Consider the following 19,298-nt stretch of genomic DNA (forward strand, 5'->3'; position numbering starts at 1 on the left):
GCTGCAAAGCCACCACGACTCGGCACCAGGTGACCAGCAAATGGTGCCGAGCCTGAGCTTCGCAGGCCGCAGGCTTCTGACCTGCTTCGGGAGGGCCTAGGAGGCGCGGACAGCCCGGGAGACCTTCGTCATACCGTCCAAGAGCGAGTTCAACTGATTGACCGCCCCATTCGTGCCGTCGCCCGCGTCCTGGGTGGCGAGCTGGTGGACGAGGCTGAGGATGTGGCAGATGCCGGGCACATCCTTGCGGTAAAGGAGCACCTGGCGGGTGCTGTCCGTCGGGAGTTTCGCCGGGAGGTGGCCGATGTTGTTTTTGGCGAGTTGCTGTTCGATGTGCTCGATGATGCGGGCGCCAGCCTTCTGGAATCCATCAAGCCGGACCAGCGTCTCGACGTCCCACAGGTCGAACTCACGCCCCGGGTAGCCGATGATTTCCGGCAGTCTGGCCCACGCTTGGTCGCTCATGCGTACTCCCTGTTTTGTGGTGTCGGAACGCACTGAAGATTCCAGTCGACACGTCTATGCCTTGGGCTCGATCAAGCCCACGCGGGTGTGCCACTTGAAGTCGGGCATCGGTCCCAGCCCACGGAGGGGCTCCACGACCTGACTGAACTCATCGGTGCCGTACTGCAGAACCTACTGAAATTTGTAGTGCGCTACTGGAGTGTTCGGTGCGATCCGACAGCACCCGGCCCGCTTCCCGCCGAAGATCCCTGGTTCTTCATCAGCCTGTGCACCGAGCCCGGCGACCTCGTCGTCGACTTCTTCTCCGGCTCCAACACCACCGGCCAGGCCGCCGAAGCCCTCGGCCGGCGCTGGATCGCCATCGACCTCGACCCCGGCTACGCCACCGCCTCCGCCTCCCGCTTCCCGCACGCCCAAACCACCGTCACCAACGTCACCACCGACCATGGAGGTTCGCCTGACTGACCCGCTCAAGCCCGACCGGGGCACGCACATCGTCTGGGACTGGAACGGCACCCTCAAGGACGACCTCGCCGAGATGGTCCTGGCCATGAACGTCACCCTGGCCGCTTTGAACAGCCCGCCCATCGACCGGGCCGCCTACCAGAACCTGCACTGCGTGCCCATCCGGGACTTCTACGCCCGCATCCTCAAGCGCCCGCTGGCCGATGCCGAGTGGGCGCTGGCCGAGCAGACCTACCTGAAGCACATCCGCACGCGTCCGGTGCAGCTGCGGGCGGGCGCCGCCTTCTTGCTGGGCACGCTCTTCCGCCTGGGCTACCGGCAGTCGCTGCTCTCCCTCAGCCCCCACGACGTGCTCGCCGCGGAAGCCGCCACGGCCGGCGTGACAGGATTCTTCGAGCGGATCGACGGACGGCGCGGCTCCGACACCGGCAAGACCCGGGCGCTGGCCGACCACCTGGCCCGTCTGCCGCGCCCGGTTGCACCGCAGCGGGTGGTCGTCATCGGCGACACCCTGGACGACGCGAGTGCCGCACACGCCGCCGGGGCCCACGCGGTCCTGTTCACCGGAGGACTGCAGCACCCCGATCTCCTGACCGGCTCGGGCCTGCCGGTCGCCGGTACCCTGCCGGCCGCAGTCCGCACCGGACTCACCCTCCTGCCACCGGTCTCTGCCGACCCGCCTGCCCGGCGGCTCCGACTCTCACCCGCGCGTGGGAAGACGCTCCGCCGGTGATCCTTCTCGAACCTCCCGGTCTTCCCCTGCGGTTCACCAACTCCCGCTCACCCGACGACATCAGGACGGCCCCGCCTATGAACCCTCCCGTACCCAGCGACCCCGCACCCGCGCGGGCCGCCCGCCACCGCGGCGCCTGGGAAAGCGCCACCGACGCCCTCGCCGGCGCCGGCACCTGCCCCGACTGCGGGCAGGACCTCGCCCACTGCGCCTTCGACAGCGCCACCGACAACCTGCTGAGACTTCTCGAAGCGGTCGGCCCCGGCTCCCACCACATCGTGTGCAGCCTCCCCTCAGGTGACGGCCCGCTGCTGGCCGCCGTCCACGTCCAGACCGACACCGACGGCACACTCTGCCTCGATGACGACGACGCCCTCGTGCTCTGCACGGTGATGGCCGCCGGCACCGCCACCGGCCGAGCCGGCGGCGTCGTCCTGCGCACCACCCACGACGACGAACGACCCGAGGTGGTCCGCGGCTGGTCCCTGCGCGACGGCACCCTCCACCCGCTCTCGGAGTCGGAGGTCTTCAACGCGTACTGCACCGACCCGATCACCGGCGACCGCGTACCGCCTGAGCCCGGGGTCTCCTACCGCGCCGGGATCCCGCTCCCGCCACCGGCAGCAGCGCCCGCCCCGCCCCGGCTCACCGAGCCGCAGAAGACCGCGCTGCGGGCGATTGCCAGCGGCGGCGTGACCATGTACGAATCCGGCAGGAACGGGCCCCTGCGGATCTCCGCCGGCGCGGGAGTCCGGATCACCATGCCCACCTACGACCGCCTGGTATCCCTCGGCCTCGTCAACCGCGACACCAGCACCGGGTTCTACGGCGGCCAGAAGCTCTACGCCACCGACGCCGGGCGCATGGCCCTGCCCGCCCTGGACGCCACTGCCCCGAGCAGACCGTCCGCGCCGACCCCGTCCCCGGGCGCGCGGCACCGCTGACCCCTCCCCGGAGAAACCCCTGACCGACTTGGCCGATGACGACCGCGTCGCCCTGTCGCCCTGCTTCACCGGGCCGCTGAACAGCCGCTTCAGTGAGGTCTGCTGACCGGTCCACGCCCTTGCTGATGAAAAGCACGCCAGGCACAGTCAGCAGCCGGGGCCGATCGGCGGAGACGAAGTCAGAGCGGAGGCAGCTTTCCACAGCTGGGCCGCCCACGTCTGCTGGTCGAGCCCCAACGTGTACTCGATACAGCAATCGCATTGCGGGATCAGCGCCACAAACGATTGCTCCGCCGCGGTCTCGGCTTCCGTCTCCCACCAGTCATCCGTCGCCAGGTCAGCGGGAGCTATCTCTTCAGCGATGAGCCTGGCCGCCATCCGGCGCAGAGCGTGGCGCCGTGCCAGGCCCCGATCCGGCAACTCGATCCCGGACTCGGCAAGTGCTTGCTCGAACGCGTCGCGAATATCGCGGGCATCCGCGTTGCGAGACCAACCGGCGAGCTCGCACAGTGTCGGGGTGTCCAGTCCGGCTGCGAGCGCCTCGGCAGCGATCATCGGCAGATCCTCCGGGCTTATCTCATACGCCTGATAACGACACGCCACCTCACCCAGAGATGTGAGCCCACTCTGCACAGAGGTTTCCGGTTCCGGTGTCGTTCCTTCTGCTCTCATGGCTCCTACGGTGTCAGCACCGCTTTCGGGGAAGGCACCCCGGGGTGGGCCCACTCGGCACCCACCCCGCATGTTCGCCTGAACCCGGGGCCGAACCCACGAGAATACGACCGCTTGCCCTCGGGTTCCCGCGGAAGCTCACGGGCCTCTGTCCGCACGATCCACCAGTTCGGATGGCCCCGGGCGCACGAGGAAAACACCGGTCAGTTCACCACAGCAGTCCTGACCCGATCGCCACGGTCGACTTCAACCACAAGCAGCGCTCCGGCCGTTGGTGGACCATTGCCCACCACGGCGAGCAGGGCTGACGGGCGGAGTTCAGCTGCCAGGCCCCGGCCGAGACCATCGCCTCCGTCACCGCGTCCCTGCTCCAACTCCGCGTCGACCGCGGGAACATCGAACCGCTCGACCTGACCGTCGGCTCGCTCACCGTCACCGGCAGACAGCGGCTGGCACCAGTACAGCGACGGGCGCGCGATATCCCCGACGGCCGCTGCACCTTGTGGCACGCCCACGGCTCCGCATGGGCCTGGTGGGTGTGGAGACGGGACGTATGCGGAAGGGCAGGTACCCAGCGGGCCGCCTCCGTTCTCCACCCACGTCCCCAGTGCCCTGGTGAACGGCTTCGTCACCCACCTGGCCACCCCGAACCGGTCCAGCGCCGCTACGGCCCTCCCGGTCCCCGCCGTCCCCTCCGCGCCCATCACACCGGTACGCGTGCCGCTGGACAACGCCCAGCTCGGCCGCACCGTCTCCGGGCGCCGCACCCCACCGCCTCCGGTGACCGCCCGCCCCTCCCGCCTCGCCTCGACCCGAAGGACTCCTCCTGACCGATTCCCTTACCCCTTACGGCTCCTGCGAGGAGCCGGTGCCGACCGCTGCTCCCGCCGACAGCACCCGCTGGATCCACGACCCTGCCCTGGCCCACCAGCTGTCCGCGGCCGTGGCATCCCTCCTGGAAAGCGTCCAGCTGATACTGAAGGACGACTACCCGTTCTCGGCCTCGCTGGAAGGCGGCGGCTTCTACACGTGCGAGCAGACCGGCCTCGACCTCGCCTGGGCCCCGCTGATCGAGACCGAGACCGCCCGCCTGGTCGCCGAAGCCGCAACCGACGTCTCGCCGGGGCTGTTCGCCCCAGAACTGCCCGCCCTGATCGGAGCGATCGACGCCCAGCCGGTGCCCGTCCAGCAGGCCCTGATCCGCAAGGCCACAGCCCGTCACCTGGCCAGACCCGCCGTCCCCACGCCCGGGCAGATCACTGCCCAGGTCCACAACACCGCGCCACCCGCCCCTACGCCATCCCCCTGACCGCCGCCCGCGGCCCCCGCCGCTGAGCCCGCCCGCATACCCGGAGGCTCATGTCGCCCGGCAGAAGGCCCGACGGTGAGCGCCTACGCGCCCGATTCGCGGGTCATGGTCTCGCCCCGCTACATGGCGGGCGCCGGGGACCGGCTCGCCGATGTGCTCGGCCCCCTCATCCACCTCTTCGGATGGCGTCACGAACACGCCCCGGCCACCGGCAACCTCACCATCGACAGCCCCGACGGCAGCGTCTTCGTGGACTTCCGTCCTCTGCACCCGCTCGGACACTGGGTGACCGTCGCCCACCACGAGCCTTACTGGGAAGCGGCCTTCAGCCGGCAGACTCCGCTGGAGGCGGTCGCAGCCGTCACGCAGGCCCTGCCGCAACTGCTCGGTGACACCCGGCACAGCGACCACATCCCGATCACGGACGTGCCGCTGGGCCGGCTCGCCGACCTGCACGGCTGGGCTGCCGGGGACAAGGGAGTGCTCACCTCACCCGACCGCTACTGCCGCCTGGAGCACGCACCGGGCCAGGAGATCAGGTGGCAGGTCGAGCACCTCTACTTCGAGAACGCGCCGCTGGCCACCTTCACCCAAGACGCCCCCGAGGCCCTCGTGCGTCAGTTCTTCGCCCATCTGGCCGCGTCCGGCGCGGTGGAGAGGTCCTTCGGCGACCTGCCCCTGAGCACCGGCCACGAACGCAGTGCGCGGGTCACACCGCTACGCCCAGCCGGAGTGGACACCGACCTCGTGCAGGCCCTCGACCGGCTGCTCGGCGCTCCCCGCCGCAGCCGATGACCCTCCGGCAAACCCTGCCCCGCAAAGCGGGAGCCGGTCGTCTGCCCCGTCCCGCCGTGCCCTCGCCCGGGCGGATCACCGCCCAGGCCGACAGCACCGCCACCATCCGCCCGCGGGCAACCCCCCTTGCCATCGCCCGCGGTCCGCGCCGCTGACCCATTTCACAACCGCCGCTGGAGGCTCATGACCTACGCGCCCATCGACGTCCGGCTCGACCCGCACCCCGAGGACAACAGCGCGGTCCTCGCCCGCCTCACCGGGCCGCGGGCGACCGCCGCCCGCCACATCCTGCTCGCCCACACCTTCCAGCCGGCGCCCGGCCAGGGCCCGGACACCCTGGTACTGGTGCGCATCGACTACGAGGAAGCCCACTACGCCGAGGCTGCCACCCGGGCCCTGCGCAAGGCAGGCATCACCGTCGGCGTCGCCTTCGCCCTCCAGCAGGACTTCGACGACGAGTGGATCTGGCTCAACTACCCGATGCCCTGGCTGACACCGGAGGAGATCCGCGAGGTCGGAGCCGAGGCACAGAAGATCCACGACGACATCGCCGCCGCAGACCTGGTCATCCACCGCCATGCCGCGTTCGGCGACGGGCCCCTGCGCGCGGTCCTCGCGGTAGGCACCTACGGCGCCGGCTACAGCGTGCATCTGCAGGGCGAGGACCACGTGCGGCAGGTGGCAGCGACTTTCGACAACCAGGACGAGGCCCTGGCGGACTTCGACCTCCGCTACGGGGGCGCCGTACGCCCCGGCCCCGCACCTGCAACGCCCGCCGAGCAGCGCACCGCCCGCGTCCTCGCCGCCGCTACGACGCCGGACGGCGGGCCCGGGCGGACGGTCCCGTCACCGACGACGGTGCCGGTCTACGAGGGGGATCCCGGCGACCACGAGGAACTCCTGGATTCCTTCCTCGAGCGGGAGGACGAGTGGGCGAAGTACCGGCCGCACGACGAGACCACCATCGCCATCCACGAATCCCTGCTGCTGCGCGTGGAGTTCGTCCACGAGCCCGAGGGGAGCGAACCGCGGTGGACTGTCGCGGCGTACGAGTCGCCGGTCGGCGAGCGCCTGTGGCACGCCACCGCGAGTGCCTCCACACCGGTGGAGATGGTGGCCGTCCTCCTGGACACCCTCGTATCGGGAGCGGCCGAGGCGACCGAGCCCGCGGCCGGCGAGAAGGCCATCGCCCACATGGCCCGGCCGCCGGCCGACTGGACGCAGACCGTGGAGGGTCGCTTCATCCGGTGGACGCCCCCGCGGGGTGACGGCGCGGGCGTCGTCTTCGACGCCTTCGCCGCCCAGGCCCGGACGCCCGCCGACTCCCGGACCTGGTCGGTGTGGGGCGGCCACGATGCCGACCACCCCGTCTGGGCCGTACGCCTGTCCCCGCGCACCCCGGCCGAGATCCTCCACGACCTGGCCTTCGAACTCGCCGAGGGCCTGTGCCGGCGACCCCGCCCCGACCTGCCGCCCCCGCCCGTACGCGCAGCCCACACCGTGCGCCTCGAACCCTCCGCGCTGGCCCTCACCGTCACCCCGCCGGCTCCGGCACACCGATCCGCCGGCCCGCACCGGCCGGCACGCTGAACCGTTCCGCGACCCCAACCCCCTTGCAAGGAGGGGTACTGCCCGAACAGCGCGCACCTGATGTCCGGATCACCCGCTTGGGGAGCGGGAGCGTCGAAGCCGGGGGCGGTGACAGGGTCACGTCCCGGGCCGTGGTGCAGCCGATCATGCTCCTTCGACACCGATCCTGGGCCCGGCAGACTTGTCCCGCCCTGGAGCACCCGGCAGTTGTCGCTGGCCGCGGCGACGTGAGCCCCAACAGGCCTTTCGGCAGCGGCGGCCAAGGCCATGAACTGGGCGATCTGCGTACTTGATCGGCTACACAACGTGGCGGGACAACACCGGTGACAGCCTCGCCCGCGCCCTGCTGGAACGCGCCGGATTCACCGTCCAGTGGCACTTCAACTCCCTTTGCCACCGCCTGACGTGGGGCCAGGGTCCAATCCGCGAGAACGAGCAGGCCACGCACGCGGCGCAGATGCTCACCCTGGCCGGATACCGCGTCGACCTCGACCCGGGCCTCACCACCCACCGCACTGGGCTGCCCGCGGGCCCCGGCGGCGGGTACCGGCTCAGTGACCAACTGCGTGCCCTGACCCAGGCGATGGACGGCGCCGAGACCTACGACGCCGCAGCCGCTCTGGCCGACCAGGTCGCCCACGACGTCCACGGCCTCCTGCCGGCCCTGACCCGGTTCCTCCAGGCAGCCGGTCAGCAGGCGCACGCCGCCGGCACCGGCCCCGGCGCCTGGCCCACGCAGGCGACCACCTGCGGCGCCTCGGCCCGCCAGAACGCCCCGAGCAGAGGACCGCCGCAGCAGGCGACACCGCCGCTCCACCACCGCCCACGCCCACCGGCCGGCCCCGGACCCGCTGACCTTCACGCACGAGAATAGGAATTCCGTACACCCTTGGAAAACCCCACCAACCCTACCTACCGCATCCTTTCCCTCGGCGCCGGAGTACAGTCCACCACCCTCCTCAGTCTTTCCGCCGAAGGCATCCTTCCCCGAATCGACTATGCGGTATTTGCCGACACCGGGTGGGAACCGAAAGCCGTATATTCCCATCTCGACCGCATTCAGCGTGAGATAGCCGAACCGGCAGGCATCCCGATCCTGCGGGTGGCGACCGGCAATATCCGTGATGATGCTCTCGACCCCGAGCACCGTTTCGCCTCGATGCCGCTCTACATCCTCAACAAGGATGGCCGACCTGGGATGACGCGGCGGCAGTGCACCGGCGAATATAAAATAAAACCAATTAAGAAGCAGGTCCGGGAGGTCTTGGGATACCCCTACCCGCAGCGTATCCCGAAGGGCGTTTTCGTCGAGCAGTGGGTCGGGATCTCGACGGACGAATTTCACCGGGCGAAGGACGCCGACGTCGCCTACATGCACAACCGGCACCCTCTCATCGTGGACATGGACTGGTCCCGCGCCGACTGCGTCTCCTACCTGGAATCGCGCGGACTGGCGGACACCCCAAAATCGAGCTGTCTGGGCTGTCCATTCCATGGAAATCAGCAGTGGAGGAATATCAGGGACAATTCTCCGGAGGAGTGGGAGGACGTCGTCGCCTTTGACGCGGCGATCCGGGCCGGAAACGCCCGCGCCAACGCCTCCGGCAACCCGCTGCTCGGTCAGGCGTTCCTGCACCGCTCCCGCGTCCCCCTTGACCAGGCGCCGATCGACCACGTCACCGCCCGCGAATGGGCCCAGCGGCAGGCCGCCCTCGACACCGGGGCGGCCGGTGAACGTCTGAAGGAGCTGGAGGACGGCGTCACCGACGGCTGCTCGCCCTGGGCGTGCCGCGGCGACGAACAACGACCTGAACATGGCGACTTCGGGCTGACGGCGTGAACCGCGGCCTGGTGCTCGACGCGTTCGCCGGACCGGGCGGCTGGTCGTATGCCGCATCCGTGCTGGGTGTGCGGGACATCGGGCTGGAGTGGGATCTGTGGGCGTGCCGGACGAGGGCGGCGGCCGGGCTGCTGACCATCCGCACCGACGTGGCGGTGTACCCGGTGTGGCCGTTCGTCGGGAAGACGTGGGGGCTGATCGCGTCCCCGCCGTGCCAGGCGTGGTCGATGGCCGGCAAGAGGCTGGGGCTGCTCGACCAGCCGCTGGTCCACCAGGCGGTGGCAGACCTCGCCGCCGGCCGTGACACCCGCGCGAAGCTGCTGACCGCGTGCCGGGACGAGCGGTCCCTGCTGGCTGCCGAGCCGATGCGCTACCTGCACGCCCTGCACCAGGGCGGGCAGCCCGAATGGGTGCTGATGGAGGAGGTGCCTGACGTGCTGCCGCTGTGGCGCCAGTACGCCGCAATCCTGCGCACCTGGGGTTTCTCGGCCTGGACCGGCATCCTGAACGCGGCCGACTACGGAGTGCCGCAGACCCGCAGGCGGGCGATCCTGATCGCCTCCCGGGTCCGAACCGCGGTCCCGCCCGAGCCCACTCATGCTCAAACGCCACAGCCGGAGTCGCTGTTCGGCCCGGGCCGTGAGCGATGGGTCAGCATGGCCGAGGCGCTCGGCTGGGGCGCCACCGACCGGCCGGTGCCGACCGTGTGCGCCGGCGGCGGACCCGGCGGCGGACCCGAGCCCTTCCCCTCCGGGTCGAGGAAAACCCTCACCGACGCCCGTATTCGCGGCACCTGGAAAACCCACCCCACCGCGGCCGACCTGGTGCTGCGCTCCCGGCGGGACGGACCCGGCTGTGCCCAGCACGGGCTGCGCGACAACCGGCCCGCCGACGCACCCGCGCCGAGGTTCACCGCCGAGGCCGACCGCTGGGCCTGGTCGTTGCGCAGCAACAACCAGGCCAACGCCACCGTCCGCAGCTCCGATGAGCCGGCCGGCACGCTGTTCTTCGGCCACCGCGCGAACGAATGCGTGTGGGTCGCCGAACCCCGACCAGGCGCCGCACCTCCGGCAGATCAGGATCCGGGCGATGCCCCGGATCCGATCCGGATCACCGCGGCCGAGGCCGGGATCCTGCAGACCTTCCCCGCCGACCACCCCTGGGCCGGCAACAAAGGCCAGGTCTTCGGCCAGATCGGCAACGCCGTCCCGCCCCGGCTCGCCGCCCACCTGCTCGCCCCGCACCTCGGCGCCACCCTGGCCCGCGACGACTTCACCCTGGCCGCCTGATGACACCCCACGACAGCTACGCCCCTGACGACTTCTATGACGACCTGCCACCGCCGGAACCGCTGCACTTCGCCGAACAGGCCCTGCTCGGCGCCCTGCTCCTCGACCCCCGACAGCTCGCCGGCGTGCCGGACCTGCTGCCCGAGCACTTCGCCAACCCCTCCCACAGCGCGCTACTCGCGGCGATGCGCACCCTCACCCCGCCCGACCCGGACGCCCACCGGGCGAGCCCGGTATGGCTGACGGCCGTACTGAAGACCTCGGTGACCGCGGCACCGGGGCTGGCCACCCCTTACCTCCACACCCTCGTCAACGCCTGCCCCCGACCCGAACACGCCCCCGTCTACGCCCAGATGATCCGCGCCGAACACGTCCGCCGGACCCTGCGCGAGCACGCCGTCCGGCTGGAACAGCTCACCCACGACAGCACACTCCCCGAACCGGCCACGATCGTGCTGGAGCAGGCCGACGCCCTCGGGCGATTCCTCGACCGCGTCGAACCCCAGTGGCCTCGCCAACCCGGACCCGTGCCCAGAGCGGCTCCGGCGGCAGCGGACGAAGCCCCGGCCGAGGAGGACCTCGACGCCGAACGCCTCCTCCTCGCCGCCGGTACCGCCCGCCCCCAAGACCTCGCCCGCCTGGACTGGCTGCACCCCGAGGACTTCCGCCTCCCCCTGCACCAGGGCGTGTACCGGTGCCTGACCGCGATGGCCCGGCGCGGTGACCCGATCGACCCGATCACCGTGCTGTGGAACGCCCAGCAGCACACCGCCCTGCACGGCACCGACCCCGCCCACGTCCTGGACTTCCTCCACCAAGCCGTCGGCTCGGCCGAGCACTGGGCCGAACACCTCTACACCCGCGCCCTGCTGACAACCGCCCGCACCTCCGGACGCGAGATCACCGCCCTCACCCACGACCCCGCACACTCCCCCCACCACCTCATACCCGCCGCCCGCCGCGCCCTGGCCCCCCTCACCCGCATAAGAGCCCGCCGCCGCGCACCCCCACCCACCGCGACTGCGCCAGTCGCCGCCCCGCGGCCTCCGGCGCTGACCACCAGCACGCCCCTGCGCGCCACCCGATGACGCAGCAACCCCGGCGGACGGGCCGACGCCGCCCACGACAACGAGACCGTCACCGTCACCGCGATGACCGACGCCGGCCGAGAAACCTACGAACAGTGGAAGGCCGGCTACGGCCCGCCCGTACCGGCCCCGCACCGCCGAGTCCCGCGCCCCGGAGCCCGGCTGGCACCGGCCTCCCAAGCCCACAAGCCCTCCAAGCCGCCAACCGAACATCACGGAGAAATCCTGACCTCGCATCCTTTCGACTCCGTCGCCAACGTCAAGGCCAGCGCTGCGGCACTGCACGAACTCGCCTGCCGCCTGACCACCGTCGGCCCCGATCAGCTCGACCAACTCCTGGCACACCTCCTGCAGGACGGCGGCCTGCTCCACGCCGCCCAGCGGCTTATCGCCCGTGCCCGTACCGCGGTCGACCCCTGCCTCGACGAGACTCACCCCGACCCGGACTCCGACCCCGCGTACACGCTCACGCACGCCCTGGCCAAGATTGACGAGGACCTGACCGACCGCCGCCAAGAAGCGCTCGAACTCCTGCCGGCGACCCACATCCCCGTCGTCCAGGAGCCCTCGCCCGCCCACGAGGCGGCGGCGCCGGCAGAGCGCACAGCCCAGCCGTTCGTGCCGATCCGGCACACCACCACCGGCGAGATCACCACCACCGGCTACAACGCCGCCGCCCGACAGATCCTGCTCCAGTCCGGCTTCGAGGAGACTCCCGGCTGAGCCCGCCCAGCGACGGAAACCAGCACGCCACTGCCGGGCAACACCCCTACAGACACAGACCAGCGACAGGACCTCCCACACCGAGGCCGCCCGCACCTGCACTGCCAACCCCGCCCGCACGCAAACCCGTTGAAGGATCCACTTTTTGACCACACCCGGACCGCCTGCCACAGCTCGCACCAAGGGCGGCGAACTACGGGCCAAGGTGGCCCGACTGCTGGCCGACCGGCCTGCGGACAACCTCACCATCGGGGACATGGCCAGGCAGCTGGGCCACTCCCACGGAGCAGTCCGCAACGCCGCCCTGACCCTGGCGAAACGCGGCGAAGCCGACCAGCACGGCACCGGACAGCCGCACTTCCGCGCGAACCAGAAGACCGCCGCAGCCGCGCAAGCAGCAGTGATCAGCCCACCGGGAACCCACGCTCCCCGCGCCCAAACGGCCACGGCCCACACCAGCGCTCCCGCAGCCAACACGCCCCAGCAGGGCGGCCCGATCCGCCGCGCGGGAGGCCAGCTCTACCACCCCCGCCAGCTGGCCGACCTGCCCGACGTCGAGGCGCTGAATCGCCTACGCGACGCCGACGTGCCGGTGCTGCTCTACGGTCCCCCGGGAACCGGCAAAACGTCCCTGGTGGAGGCCGCGTTCCCCGACCTGCTCACCGTCGCCGGCGACGGCGACACCACCGTCGGCGACCTGATCGGCGAGTACACACAGGCCGACAGCGGAGGCTACACGTTCCAGTACGGTCCACTGGTCACCGCGATGACCGAGGGCCGCGCCCTGCTGATCGACGACGCCACCTTGATCTCGCCGAAGGTGCTGGCCGCGCTCTACCCGGCCATGGACGGGCGCCGCCAGATCCAGGTCAAAGCCCACAAAGGCGAGACCATCAAGGCCGAGCCGGGCTTCTACGTGGTAGCAGGCCACAATCCGGGCGTGCACGGCGCCGTTTTGACCGAGGCGCTCGCGTCCCGGTTCAGCGTGCAGATCCAGGTCGGCACGGACTATGACCTCGCCCTGGCCCTGAAGATCGATGCCCGGGTGGTCCGGATCGCCCGGCATCTCGCGAGCCAAGTCGAGCTCGGCGAGTTGGGCTGGGCCCCGCAGCTGCGGGAGCTGCTCAGTTACCAGAAGACGGAAGCCGTCCTCGGCACCAGGGCCGCGCTCGGCAATCTGGTCGGGATCGCTCCTGTGGAGGACCGCGACGCCGTCGCCGACGCCGTCAGCAAGATCGGCGGCGTCACGCAGGTCGCCCCCCTCACCCTGGGCCGGCAGCTCCCCGCTGCGAGCGCGTCGGCCGCCCGGCAGCCCCCGGGCAGCACCGGGCCCGCGCGCCGGAGCTCGCGATGAGCGCCCATCACCACGTCCAGTCCTCCGCCACCACACCCGACGACGACGACCTCGCGCGCTGGGACGACGACGGCGCCCCGCCCGCACAGCCCCGTTCCTCCCCGGCGGCGTGGCTGCGTGTGGGAGCCGAGCTCGGCGACCGGCTGGTCGACCTGTCCGGCCGCCAGGACCTGCTCGTCACCTGCCGTCCCGGCACCCGCAGCGGCGCACCGGCTGCCTACTTTCCCAGGCTGGCGGAGATCGAGTTCGATGCCAAGCTGTTCGAGCCCCTCCAGCCCCACCAGGTCCACCCGCGGATCGTGGGCGACGAAGAACGGTATCCCGCCGCCTGGGGGGTTCTCGTCCACGAGGCCGCCCACGCGGCTCACTCCGTGTGGGAGGAGCCGGCCGGTGCGGACCCGCGCGTCGTCGAGGCCGCGCTCCTGCTGGAGGAGAGCCGCATCGAGGGCGCCCATCTGATCAGGCGGCCCACCGACCGCACGTACCTGCGCACCAGTGCCCGGACGCTGGTCATGCCCGACATCGCCAGCCCCGCCTTCCAGGGCGTCGAGCAGGCCGCCAGTGTGGCGGCCCTGATGCTGGGGCGCCGGGACGCCGGCATCCTGGATGCCGGCGAGACCAAAGCCGTCGCCGACCTGTGCGAAAGAGTTCTGGGCACCGACCTGTTGGCCACCCTCACCGGCGTCTGGACCGCGGCCCACCGGTGCGCCGACCACGACGCCGCCACCATGCTCGCGCACGCCCAGGACTGGTGCGACGCCCTGGACACCGCAGGCCCTGCCCTGCCCGCCGCGCCGGAAGACCTCACCGATCTGCTGTCCGGCGCCGTGGCGGTCGTCCTGGACAACATGGCCGCCAACGACGCGGCCGACCTTGCGGCACAGGCTGCCGCGGCCAACGCCGTGGCCGCGCAGTCCCGGGACCGCGCCCAGCAGGCCGGCCGGCGACGCAAGGCCGCCGCCACCGCCAAGTCGGTCTTCAATCCACGCGGCACCACCGTCAGCCCCGACGGCACACCGGCGCCCTCCAGCAACCCGATCACCGGCACCCGCAAGCCCACCGCCGCCGAGCAGAGCGCCGCCGCGCGCCTGAGCCGCGCCCTTCGCGCCGCCGCCTACCGCGAACGCACCGAGGAACGGACCACCAGCCCCACCCCGCCCGGCCGCCTCAACATGCGCCAAGCCCTCGCCCGCGACGCCCAGCGCGCCGCCGGCGCGGTGCCCACCGCGGAGCCGTTCACCCAAACTCGCCGCCGCACCTCCCCCACCCCACCGCTGCGCGTGGGGATCGCGGTCGATGTCTCGGGCTCCATGTCGGCCGCCTGCAAACCCGTCGCATCCGCTGCGTGGATCGTGGCCCGCGCAGCAGCCCTGACCGACCCCGACTCCCGCACCGCCACCATCGCCTACGACATGAATCTGACCGCACTGACCCGACCCACCCACCGGGCACCAGACCGCGTGACAACGTTCAATGCCGACGGCGGCAACCACAACCTCGGCGACGCCATCGACGCACTCGACCACGGTCTCGACCTCAGCCGCCCCGGCACCGGCCGCCTCCTCGTGATCGTCACCGACGCCCAGTACACCGGCGGCGAAACCGCTCAAGCCCTCACCCGCATCAAACGCCTCACCGCCGCCGGCTGCGCCGTACTCCAGCTCACCCTCAGCGCGAACTCCCGCCACCTGCCGGGGACCACTCCGCTCCACCTGCCCCGGCCCTCCAGTGCCCCCGCCGCCATCGCCAAGGCCGCCACCGACGCTATCCGCAGAACACGCTGAGACGCCGTCACACGACCACGATGATCAGACGCAGAAGCCCCTATCCGCCAACGCGCCGTCCCCCGAACCAACTCACGTTCGAGTGACGACGCGTTCGTCTGCGGCAGACAACCTGCACCACCCCCTCGACGCGACTTTGTGATCCATGCTCCGTGCGCGACGCCGCGTCGGCGTGCGGCGCAGCTCATCGCAGCCAGGCCGCCTGGCATCCGCCAAACGGCCCCCTGCACTCACTACCAGCACACCCGTCCGCGCCACCCGCTGACCGCGCACCGCCGACAGACGGGCCGGCGCCGCGCACGAAAGGCATCATCTGCACCCGCTCACCGTCACCGGGGCCCGCATCCTCGCCGACCACGACCACGGCACCGTCACCGGACACCCCGCCGCCCTGGCACGGCTCCACGCCGACGGCCTGATCACCGACCGCCAACCCGGCGGCGGCACCCACCAGATGACGGACGCCGGCCGAGCAGCGTACGAACAATGGGAGGCCAACTACGGCCCGCCCGTGCCAGCTCCCGCAACCGGCGTGCTGCCCAAACTCCCCGGACGACAGCACGACGCGATCCTCGCCGCCGCCCACCGCCCCGACCACCTGCTCCCCGGCATCGGCAGCGGCGCACCGGAGTCCTTCAATCAGCGGACGCTCGCCGCCGTGCACGCCGCCGGCTACGCCGACATGCGACCCTCCACGTACGCAGCCCTCGACGGCACTTACGAGCAGACCCGCCGCCCCCTCTATCTGACCCCTGCGGGCCGCGAGTACGCTCGCCAGCGCGGCAACATCCCCTGCTCACGGCGCCGCATCGTGATCATCGCCTGCGGCTCCGCCAAGGCCAAGCCGTCGTGGGACAAGTTCGGCTACCGGGACGTCATCCCGGCCGGCCGGCTCTACACCGGCCCTTACCACCGCTCCCTTCGGCTCGCTGCCGACGCCCTGACCGACCAGACCCTGATCCGGATCCTGTCAGCACGGCACGGCCTGGTCCCCCTGAGCCGACCACTGTTCCCCTACGACACCCGGCTCGGCAACCAGGACGCCATCACCCCTGAGCAGATGGCCCGCCACACCGCCGCGCTCGACCTGGACGACGCCCACGTCATCTTCCTCGGCGGCCGGGACTACGCACGCTTGCTCAAACAGTCCGTACCCCACGCCCTGACACCGCTCACCGGCGGACTCGGCGACCAACGAGCCCAGTGCCACGCCGTCGCCCGCTCGGCCGACCTCGCCAGCGCGTGGTGGACCATCGCAGCCCGGCTGACAGACCACGGGTACGAAGGCTCGCCCACGGTCGAGTCGCTACAGGCCCAGACACCGCCGCTTCCACCAGCCGGCTCCCGCCAACCTGGAGCGAGCCAGGGCCGCGGGGCACGGCGGTAGTCACCCCGCGCCCGACCTGTCGGGCGCACTGATTGACCCGTGGCTGCTTCCAGGAGACCTCGCCGCAACGCGACACGGATCCCGGCGGTGAGCTGCTGCTTCGTACATCGGATCTACGTGCTCCTAGGGCCGTCACGCTGCTGACCAGAATGACTCCAGCGCTTGTCATCGGTGTTCTGTGGTGTGGGTGGGACTGGCGGTGTAGCGTCACGGCTAGCTGTCATGGTTCCGAAGTACCGGTCGCCCGTGAGCGTGTGCACGGGCGATTTTGCTGTTCACAACCTCTGAGGACCAGACGACCACCTCCGGTTCCCGCACGGTGCGGAAACCGACTTCGAACCCCCTTGGAGGGTGACATGGCCAGCGGAACCGTCAAGTGGTTCAACTCGGAAAAGGGCTTCGGCTTCATCGAGCAGGACGGCGGAGGCCCGGACGTCTTCGCCCACTACTCCAACATCGCCAGTTCCGGCTACCGAGAGCTCCAGGAAGGCCAGAAGGTGAACTTCGACGTCACCCAGGGCCAGAAGGGACCCCAGGCGGAGAACATCACCCCCGCCTGACCCTGCACGCTGCACAGCGCCCGCCCCGCGCCACTTGCTGGGCGGGCGCTATGCGTTCGCAAAGCCGCTCGTTCTTTCGGGGGCAGCCCCCTAAACGACCCCACTTCGGCTTTTACCAGCCGCACGCGAAATCATTCGGGAGCGGTAACGTGCATCACCGACTGGAATCCCTCTAGGCTGTAAACGTCCCCCCGGGGGCCGGCGGCAGTGCCGTCTGACAGTGCCCGGTCGTCCACCCCCCCCCCCCCCGGACGGCCGGGCACACCCACTCTGCTGGTGATCACCGGGCATGGCATGCGCCTGATGCGGCGGGAACACCAGTCGTGTACCACCGGCCGCCCGCACCTCCGGCTCGACGTGCAGAGCCCCACGGCCGGCGCGTAGCCGGTCATCTGGCCGTTCCCGAGAACTGCAGGCGGCTTCTCCCCGGCCGAAGCGCCGACGTCCGATGCAGACACCGGCCTCCGGGGCATACTCGAACCCATGGATGCCAGGGAGCGTTACGCAGACCGGCGCCCCTACGATGTGCCCGGTTCGCTCAGCGAGCTGACGGGCCCGGCAAGCGGACACGTCACTCTGCCCACGGCTCTGGACTGGTCCCAGCAGCGCCACTACGACCTCAGCCTCGATAAGGACCGGCGACGGTTGTACGAGACCGTCATCCGGGAAGCCTGCGACCCGGCCGATCTTCGCCGCTTCCTGAACGCCGGCCTCCTCCACGACTTGTGGCCGCACCTGTGGCTTCCCGCCCGGCCGAAGGCTGTGTGGGAGGACCGGTTCCCCGAACTCAAAGCCCCCGCTGGGAGCCGGACGCCGCCCGACTGACTCCCCCTCCGCGGCTAGGGTCACGGTTCCGGCGCCTTAGCCGAACGGCCCTCCCCACCCCGCTCCCGCACCGCCCGGACCGACCCCGCAGTTACTCCGCCGGGAACGGCCGCGCAACAGTCCCGGGGCAAACAGGTGCGGGCATGGACCGGTAACTCCCGGGCCCTACATCAGGCTGGCGTGCTCTCACGCCGTGGCCCAATTGCGGTGCGGCTCGAACCATCCTTGATCCAGGTACCAGGCCAAACCACAGAGGGCGTTCACAACATGGCCGCCAACCAGTGCCCGTACGGGGTCCACCGGTGCTCTTACGGCCAGCCTGTCAGGCCGTCTGAGCTCCGGCGGGGAAGGTCGCCAAATGGGCGGCGAGACCCGTGAGGCTGCTGAAGATCGGCGTGTTGAATTCCTTGTCCAGGTGGGCTCGGTTCACTGCGGCGTCCCATGCTTTCTTGTCCGTAACAACCGCGTCGCAATAAGGAATGGCGATCGACAAGGCAGCTATGTCGCGCAAATCGTTGATCGTCCAGTCCCGCTGCACGTCCCGGAGGTAATGGAACTGCATCATCGTGACCACTTTGCGCGATGGAAGTGCCATGAGGAAGCCAGTAAAATCCGCCTTGCTATGAAACGGCGTCCGATTTTTGGTGAACCCGGCACTGAGGAGCGCTTGGACGTAGTGGTCTTCCATCTCAAAGTAGAACTGGCGGGCGCAGATGGCGTCCATCGGGCGGGTAGCGACGTCGGGGACGGTGCGCAGCGTGTTGATCATGACATTGAAGTCGGCGAGCTGGGCATCCGCTATGCGGCGGGCCGCATACGGGTCATAACTCGGGATCGCGGAGCGGAGGGTCGCCGTCGGGCCCCTCAAGACCCAGTACTCCGTAGTCGCGTTGGCCGACTTCTCGATCTCAGAAACTGACATTCCCACGCGGGCCTCGAACTCCCGGCGGTTTTCCTCCGTGATCCCGTTCAGCACCATTCGCTGGACCTGGCCGAACGCAAATCCCGCGCCAATTCCAAATTTCGGTACCTTCACGGGGAAGGCGGGGCGACCGAATCGACGGTTGAGTTCACGAGCTAATTCCTCGTCGAGGATCTTCGGCTCGGGCGCCATGGTGATGAACCTGGAAAGCAAGGCCATAGCGTCCGCCGCTCGCTCGCGGTGAGCGTCGCGAGGGTTTTCGGTGAGCTCCATATAATGCACTGCAGAGAGGGGGAAGGCGACCTCTCCCCGCTCGACGAGTCCTCGTAGCTGATTCAAGACCGCGACGTGATCGGGCCTCTGAGGGACGCCGGTGAGGGCGTCCCCGAGCGCATACCAGTGGTTGAGGTCCAGATAGACCATGCAGGGAAGGGCTGTTGCCATGCTGTGATGATATGACGCCTCACCGGCACGAGTGTCCTAATTTCTCCTCCAGACGACGCCTTCGGTGACGCGCTCCCTGGCCCAGACCTTGCCGACCTACGACAGGGAA

19 protein-coding genes are annotated in these 19,298 nt (G+C 70.3%); 16 read left to right on the plus strand and 3 right to left on the minus strand.

Annotation, left to right across the window (positions count from 1 at the left end; all coding sequences use genetic code 11):
- Positions 1–96 precede the first annotated feature (96 nt).
- Positions 97–465 carry a hypothetical protein gene (locus OG900_09925; GenBank protein ID WUH90389.1) on the minus strand — a complete coding sequence of 123 codons (369 nt, stop codon included), beginning with the start codon at positions 463–465 and terminating at the stop codon, positions 97–99.
- Between the two features lie 186 nt (positions 466–651).
- Here OG900_09925 and OG900_09930 point away from each other — a divergent pair, with 186 nt between their 5' ends.
- From OG900_09930 to OG900_09940, 3 genes are all read left to right on the plus strand, one after another.
- Positions 652–930, plus strand: a complete 279-nt coding sequence (locus OG900_09930; GenBank protein WUH90390.1) for a site-specific DNA-methyltransferase — start codon at positions 652–654, stop codon at positions 928–930.
- A complete protein-coding gene (locus tag OG900_09935; protein ID WUH90391.1) occupies positions 911–1,663 on the plus strand; it encodes an HAD hydrolase-like protein in 753 nt (250 codons plus the stop codon). The genes OG900_09930 and OG900_09935 overlap by 20 nt, the downstream gene beginning before the upstream one ends.
- Positions 1,664–1,740: 77 nt before the next feature.
- Positions 1,741–2,607, plus strand: coding sequence for a hypothetical protein (locus tag OG900_09940; protein ID WUH90392.1), 867 nt, complete (start codon positions 1,741–1,743; stop codon positions 2,605–2,607).
- 147 nt (positions 2,608–2,754) lie between these two features.
- Here OG900_09940 and OG900_09945 read toward each other — a convergent pair whose 3' ends face one another.
- Positions 2,755–3,162, minus strand: coding sequence for a hypothetical protein (locus tag OG900_09945; GenBank protein ID WUH90393.1), 408 nt, complete (start codon positions 3,160–3,162; stop codon positions 2,755–2,757).
- A gap of 985 nt (positions 3,163–4,147) precedes the next feature.
- Between OG900_09945 and OG900_09950 the strand changes: the two genes are divergently transcribed.
- From OG900_09950 to OG900_10010, 13 genes are all read left to right on the plus strand, one after another.
- Complete coding sequence (locus tag OG900_09950) at positions 4,148–4,588, plus strand: hypothetical protein (GenBank protein WUH90394.1); 441 nt, start codon at positions 4,148–4,150, stop codon at positions 4,586–4,588.
- Positions 4,589–4,663: 75 nt separating this feature from the next.
- On the plus strand, positions 4,664–5,383 hold the full coding sequence (locus tag OG900_09955; GenBank protein WUH90395.1) for a DUF317 domain-containing protein: 720 nt from the start codon (positions 4,664–4,666) through the stop codon (positions 5,381–5,383).
- 183 nt (positions 5,384–5,566) lie between these two features.
- Positions 5,567–6,973: a DUF317 domain-containing protein gene (locus tag OG900_09960; protein ID WUH90396.1), complete on the plus strand. Its 1,407-nt coding sequence runs from the start codon at positions 5,567–5,569 to the stop codon at positions 6,971–6,973.
- Between the two features lie 289 nt (positions 6,974–7,262).
- Positions 7,263–7,847, plus strand: coding sequence for a hypothetical protein (locus OG900_09965; protein WUH90397.1), 585 nt, complete (start codon positions 7,263–7,265; stop codon positions 7,845–7,847).
- Between the two features lie 45 nt (positions 7,848–7,892).
- Complete coding sequence (locus tag OG900_09970) at positions 7,893–8,813, plus strand: hypothetical protein (GenBank protein ID WUH95688.1); 921 nt, start codon at positions 7,893–7,895, stop codon at positions 8,811–8,813.
- 8 nt (positions 8,814–8,821) lie between these two features.
- Positions 8,822–10,102 (plus strand): DNA cytosine methyltransferase, encoded by a 1,281-nt coding sequence (locus tag OG900_09975; GenBank protein ID WUH95689.1) that lies wholly within the window; start codon positions 8,822–8,824, stop codon positions 10,100–10,102.
- Positions 10,102–11,190: a replicative DNA helicase gene (locus OG900_09980; protein WUH90398.1), complete on the plus strand. Its 1,089-nt coding sequence runs from the start codon at positions 10,102–10,104 to the stop codon at positions 11,188–11,190. Before OG900_09975 ends, OG900_09980 begins: the two co-directional genes overlap by 1 nt.
- A gap of 63 nt (positions 11,191–11,253) precedes the next feature.
- Positions 11,254–11,913 carry a hypothetical protein gene (locus OG900_09985; GenBank protein WUH96089.1) on the plus strand — a complete coding sequence of 220 codons (660 nt, stop codon included), beginning with the start codon at positions 11,254–11,256 and terminating at the stop codon, positions 11,911–11,913.
- Positions 11,914–12,118: 205 nt separating this feature from the next.
- The gene (locus OG900_09990) at positions 12,119–13,267 is read left to right on the plus strand and encodes an AAA family ATPase (GenBank protein WUH95690.1); all 1,149 of its coding nucleotides are present in this window, start codon (positions 12,119–12,121) and stop codon (positions 13,265–13,267) included.
- The gene (locus OG900_09995; protein ID WUH90399.1) at positions 13,264–15,051 is read left to right on the plus strand and encodes a VWA domain-containing protein; all 1,788 of its coding nucleotides are present in this window, start codon (positions 13,264–13,266) and stop codon (positions 15,049–15,051) included. Before OG900_09990 ends, OG900_09995 begins: the two co-directional genes overlap by 4 nt.
- Before the next feature lie 511 nt (positions 15,052–15,562).
- Positions 15,563–16,438 (plus strand): hypothetical protein, encoded by an 876-nt coding sequence (locus tag OG900_10000; protein ID WUH90400.1) that lies wholly within the window; start codon positions 15,563–15,565, stop codon positions 16,436–16,438.
- A 356-nt stretch (positions 16,439–16,794) separates the two neighbouring features.
- The gene (locus OG900_10005) at positions 16,795–16,998 is read left to right on the plus strand and encodes a cold-shock protein (GenBank protein WUH90401.1); all 204 of its coding nucleotides are present in this window, start codon (positions 16,795–16,797) and stop codon (positions 16,996–16,998) included.
- Positions 16,999–17,481: 483 nt separating this feature from the next.
- On the plus strand, positions 17,482–17,823 hold the full coding sequence (locus tag OG900_10010; protein ID WUH90402.1) for a hypothetical protein: 342 nt from the start codon (positions 17,482–17,484) through the stop codon (positions 17,821–17,823).
- A gap of 322 nt (positions 17,824–18,145) precedes the next feature.
- Here the strand turns inward: OG900_10010 and OG900_10015 are convergent, their stop codons facing one another.
- Complete coding sequence (locus OG900_10015; protein ID WUH90403.1) at positions 18,146–19,189, minus strand: hypothetical protein; 1,044 nt, start codon at positions 19,187–19,189, stop codon at positions 18,146–18,148.
- Positions 19,190–19,298 lie beyond the last annotated feature (109 nt).

Origin of the sequence: Streptomyces sp. NBC_00433 (genome assembly GCA_036015235.1) — a bacterium.
In the GTDB taxonomy this organism is placed as follows: domain Bacteria; phylum Actinomycetota; class Actinomycetes; order Streptomycetales; family Streptomycetaceae; genus Actinacidiphila.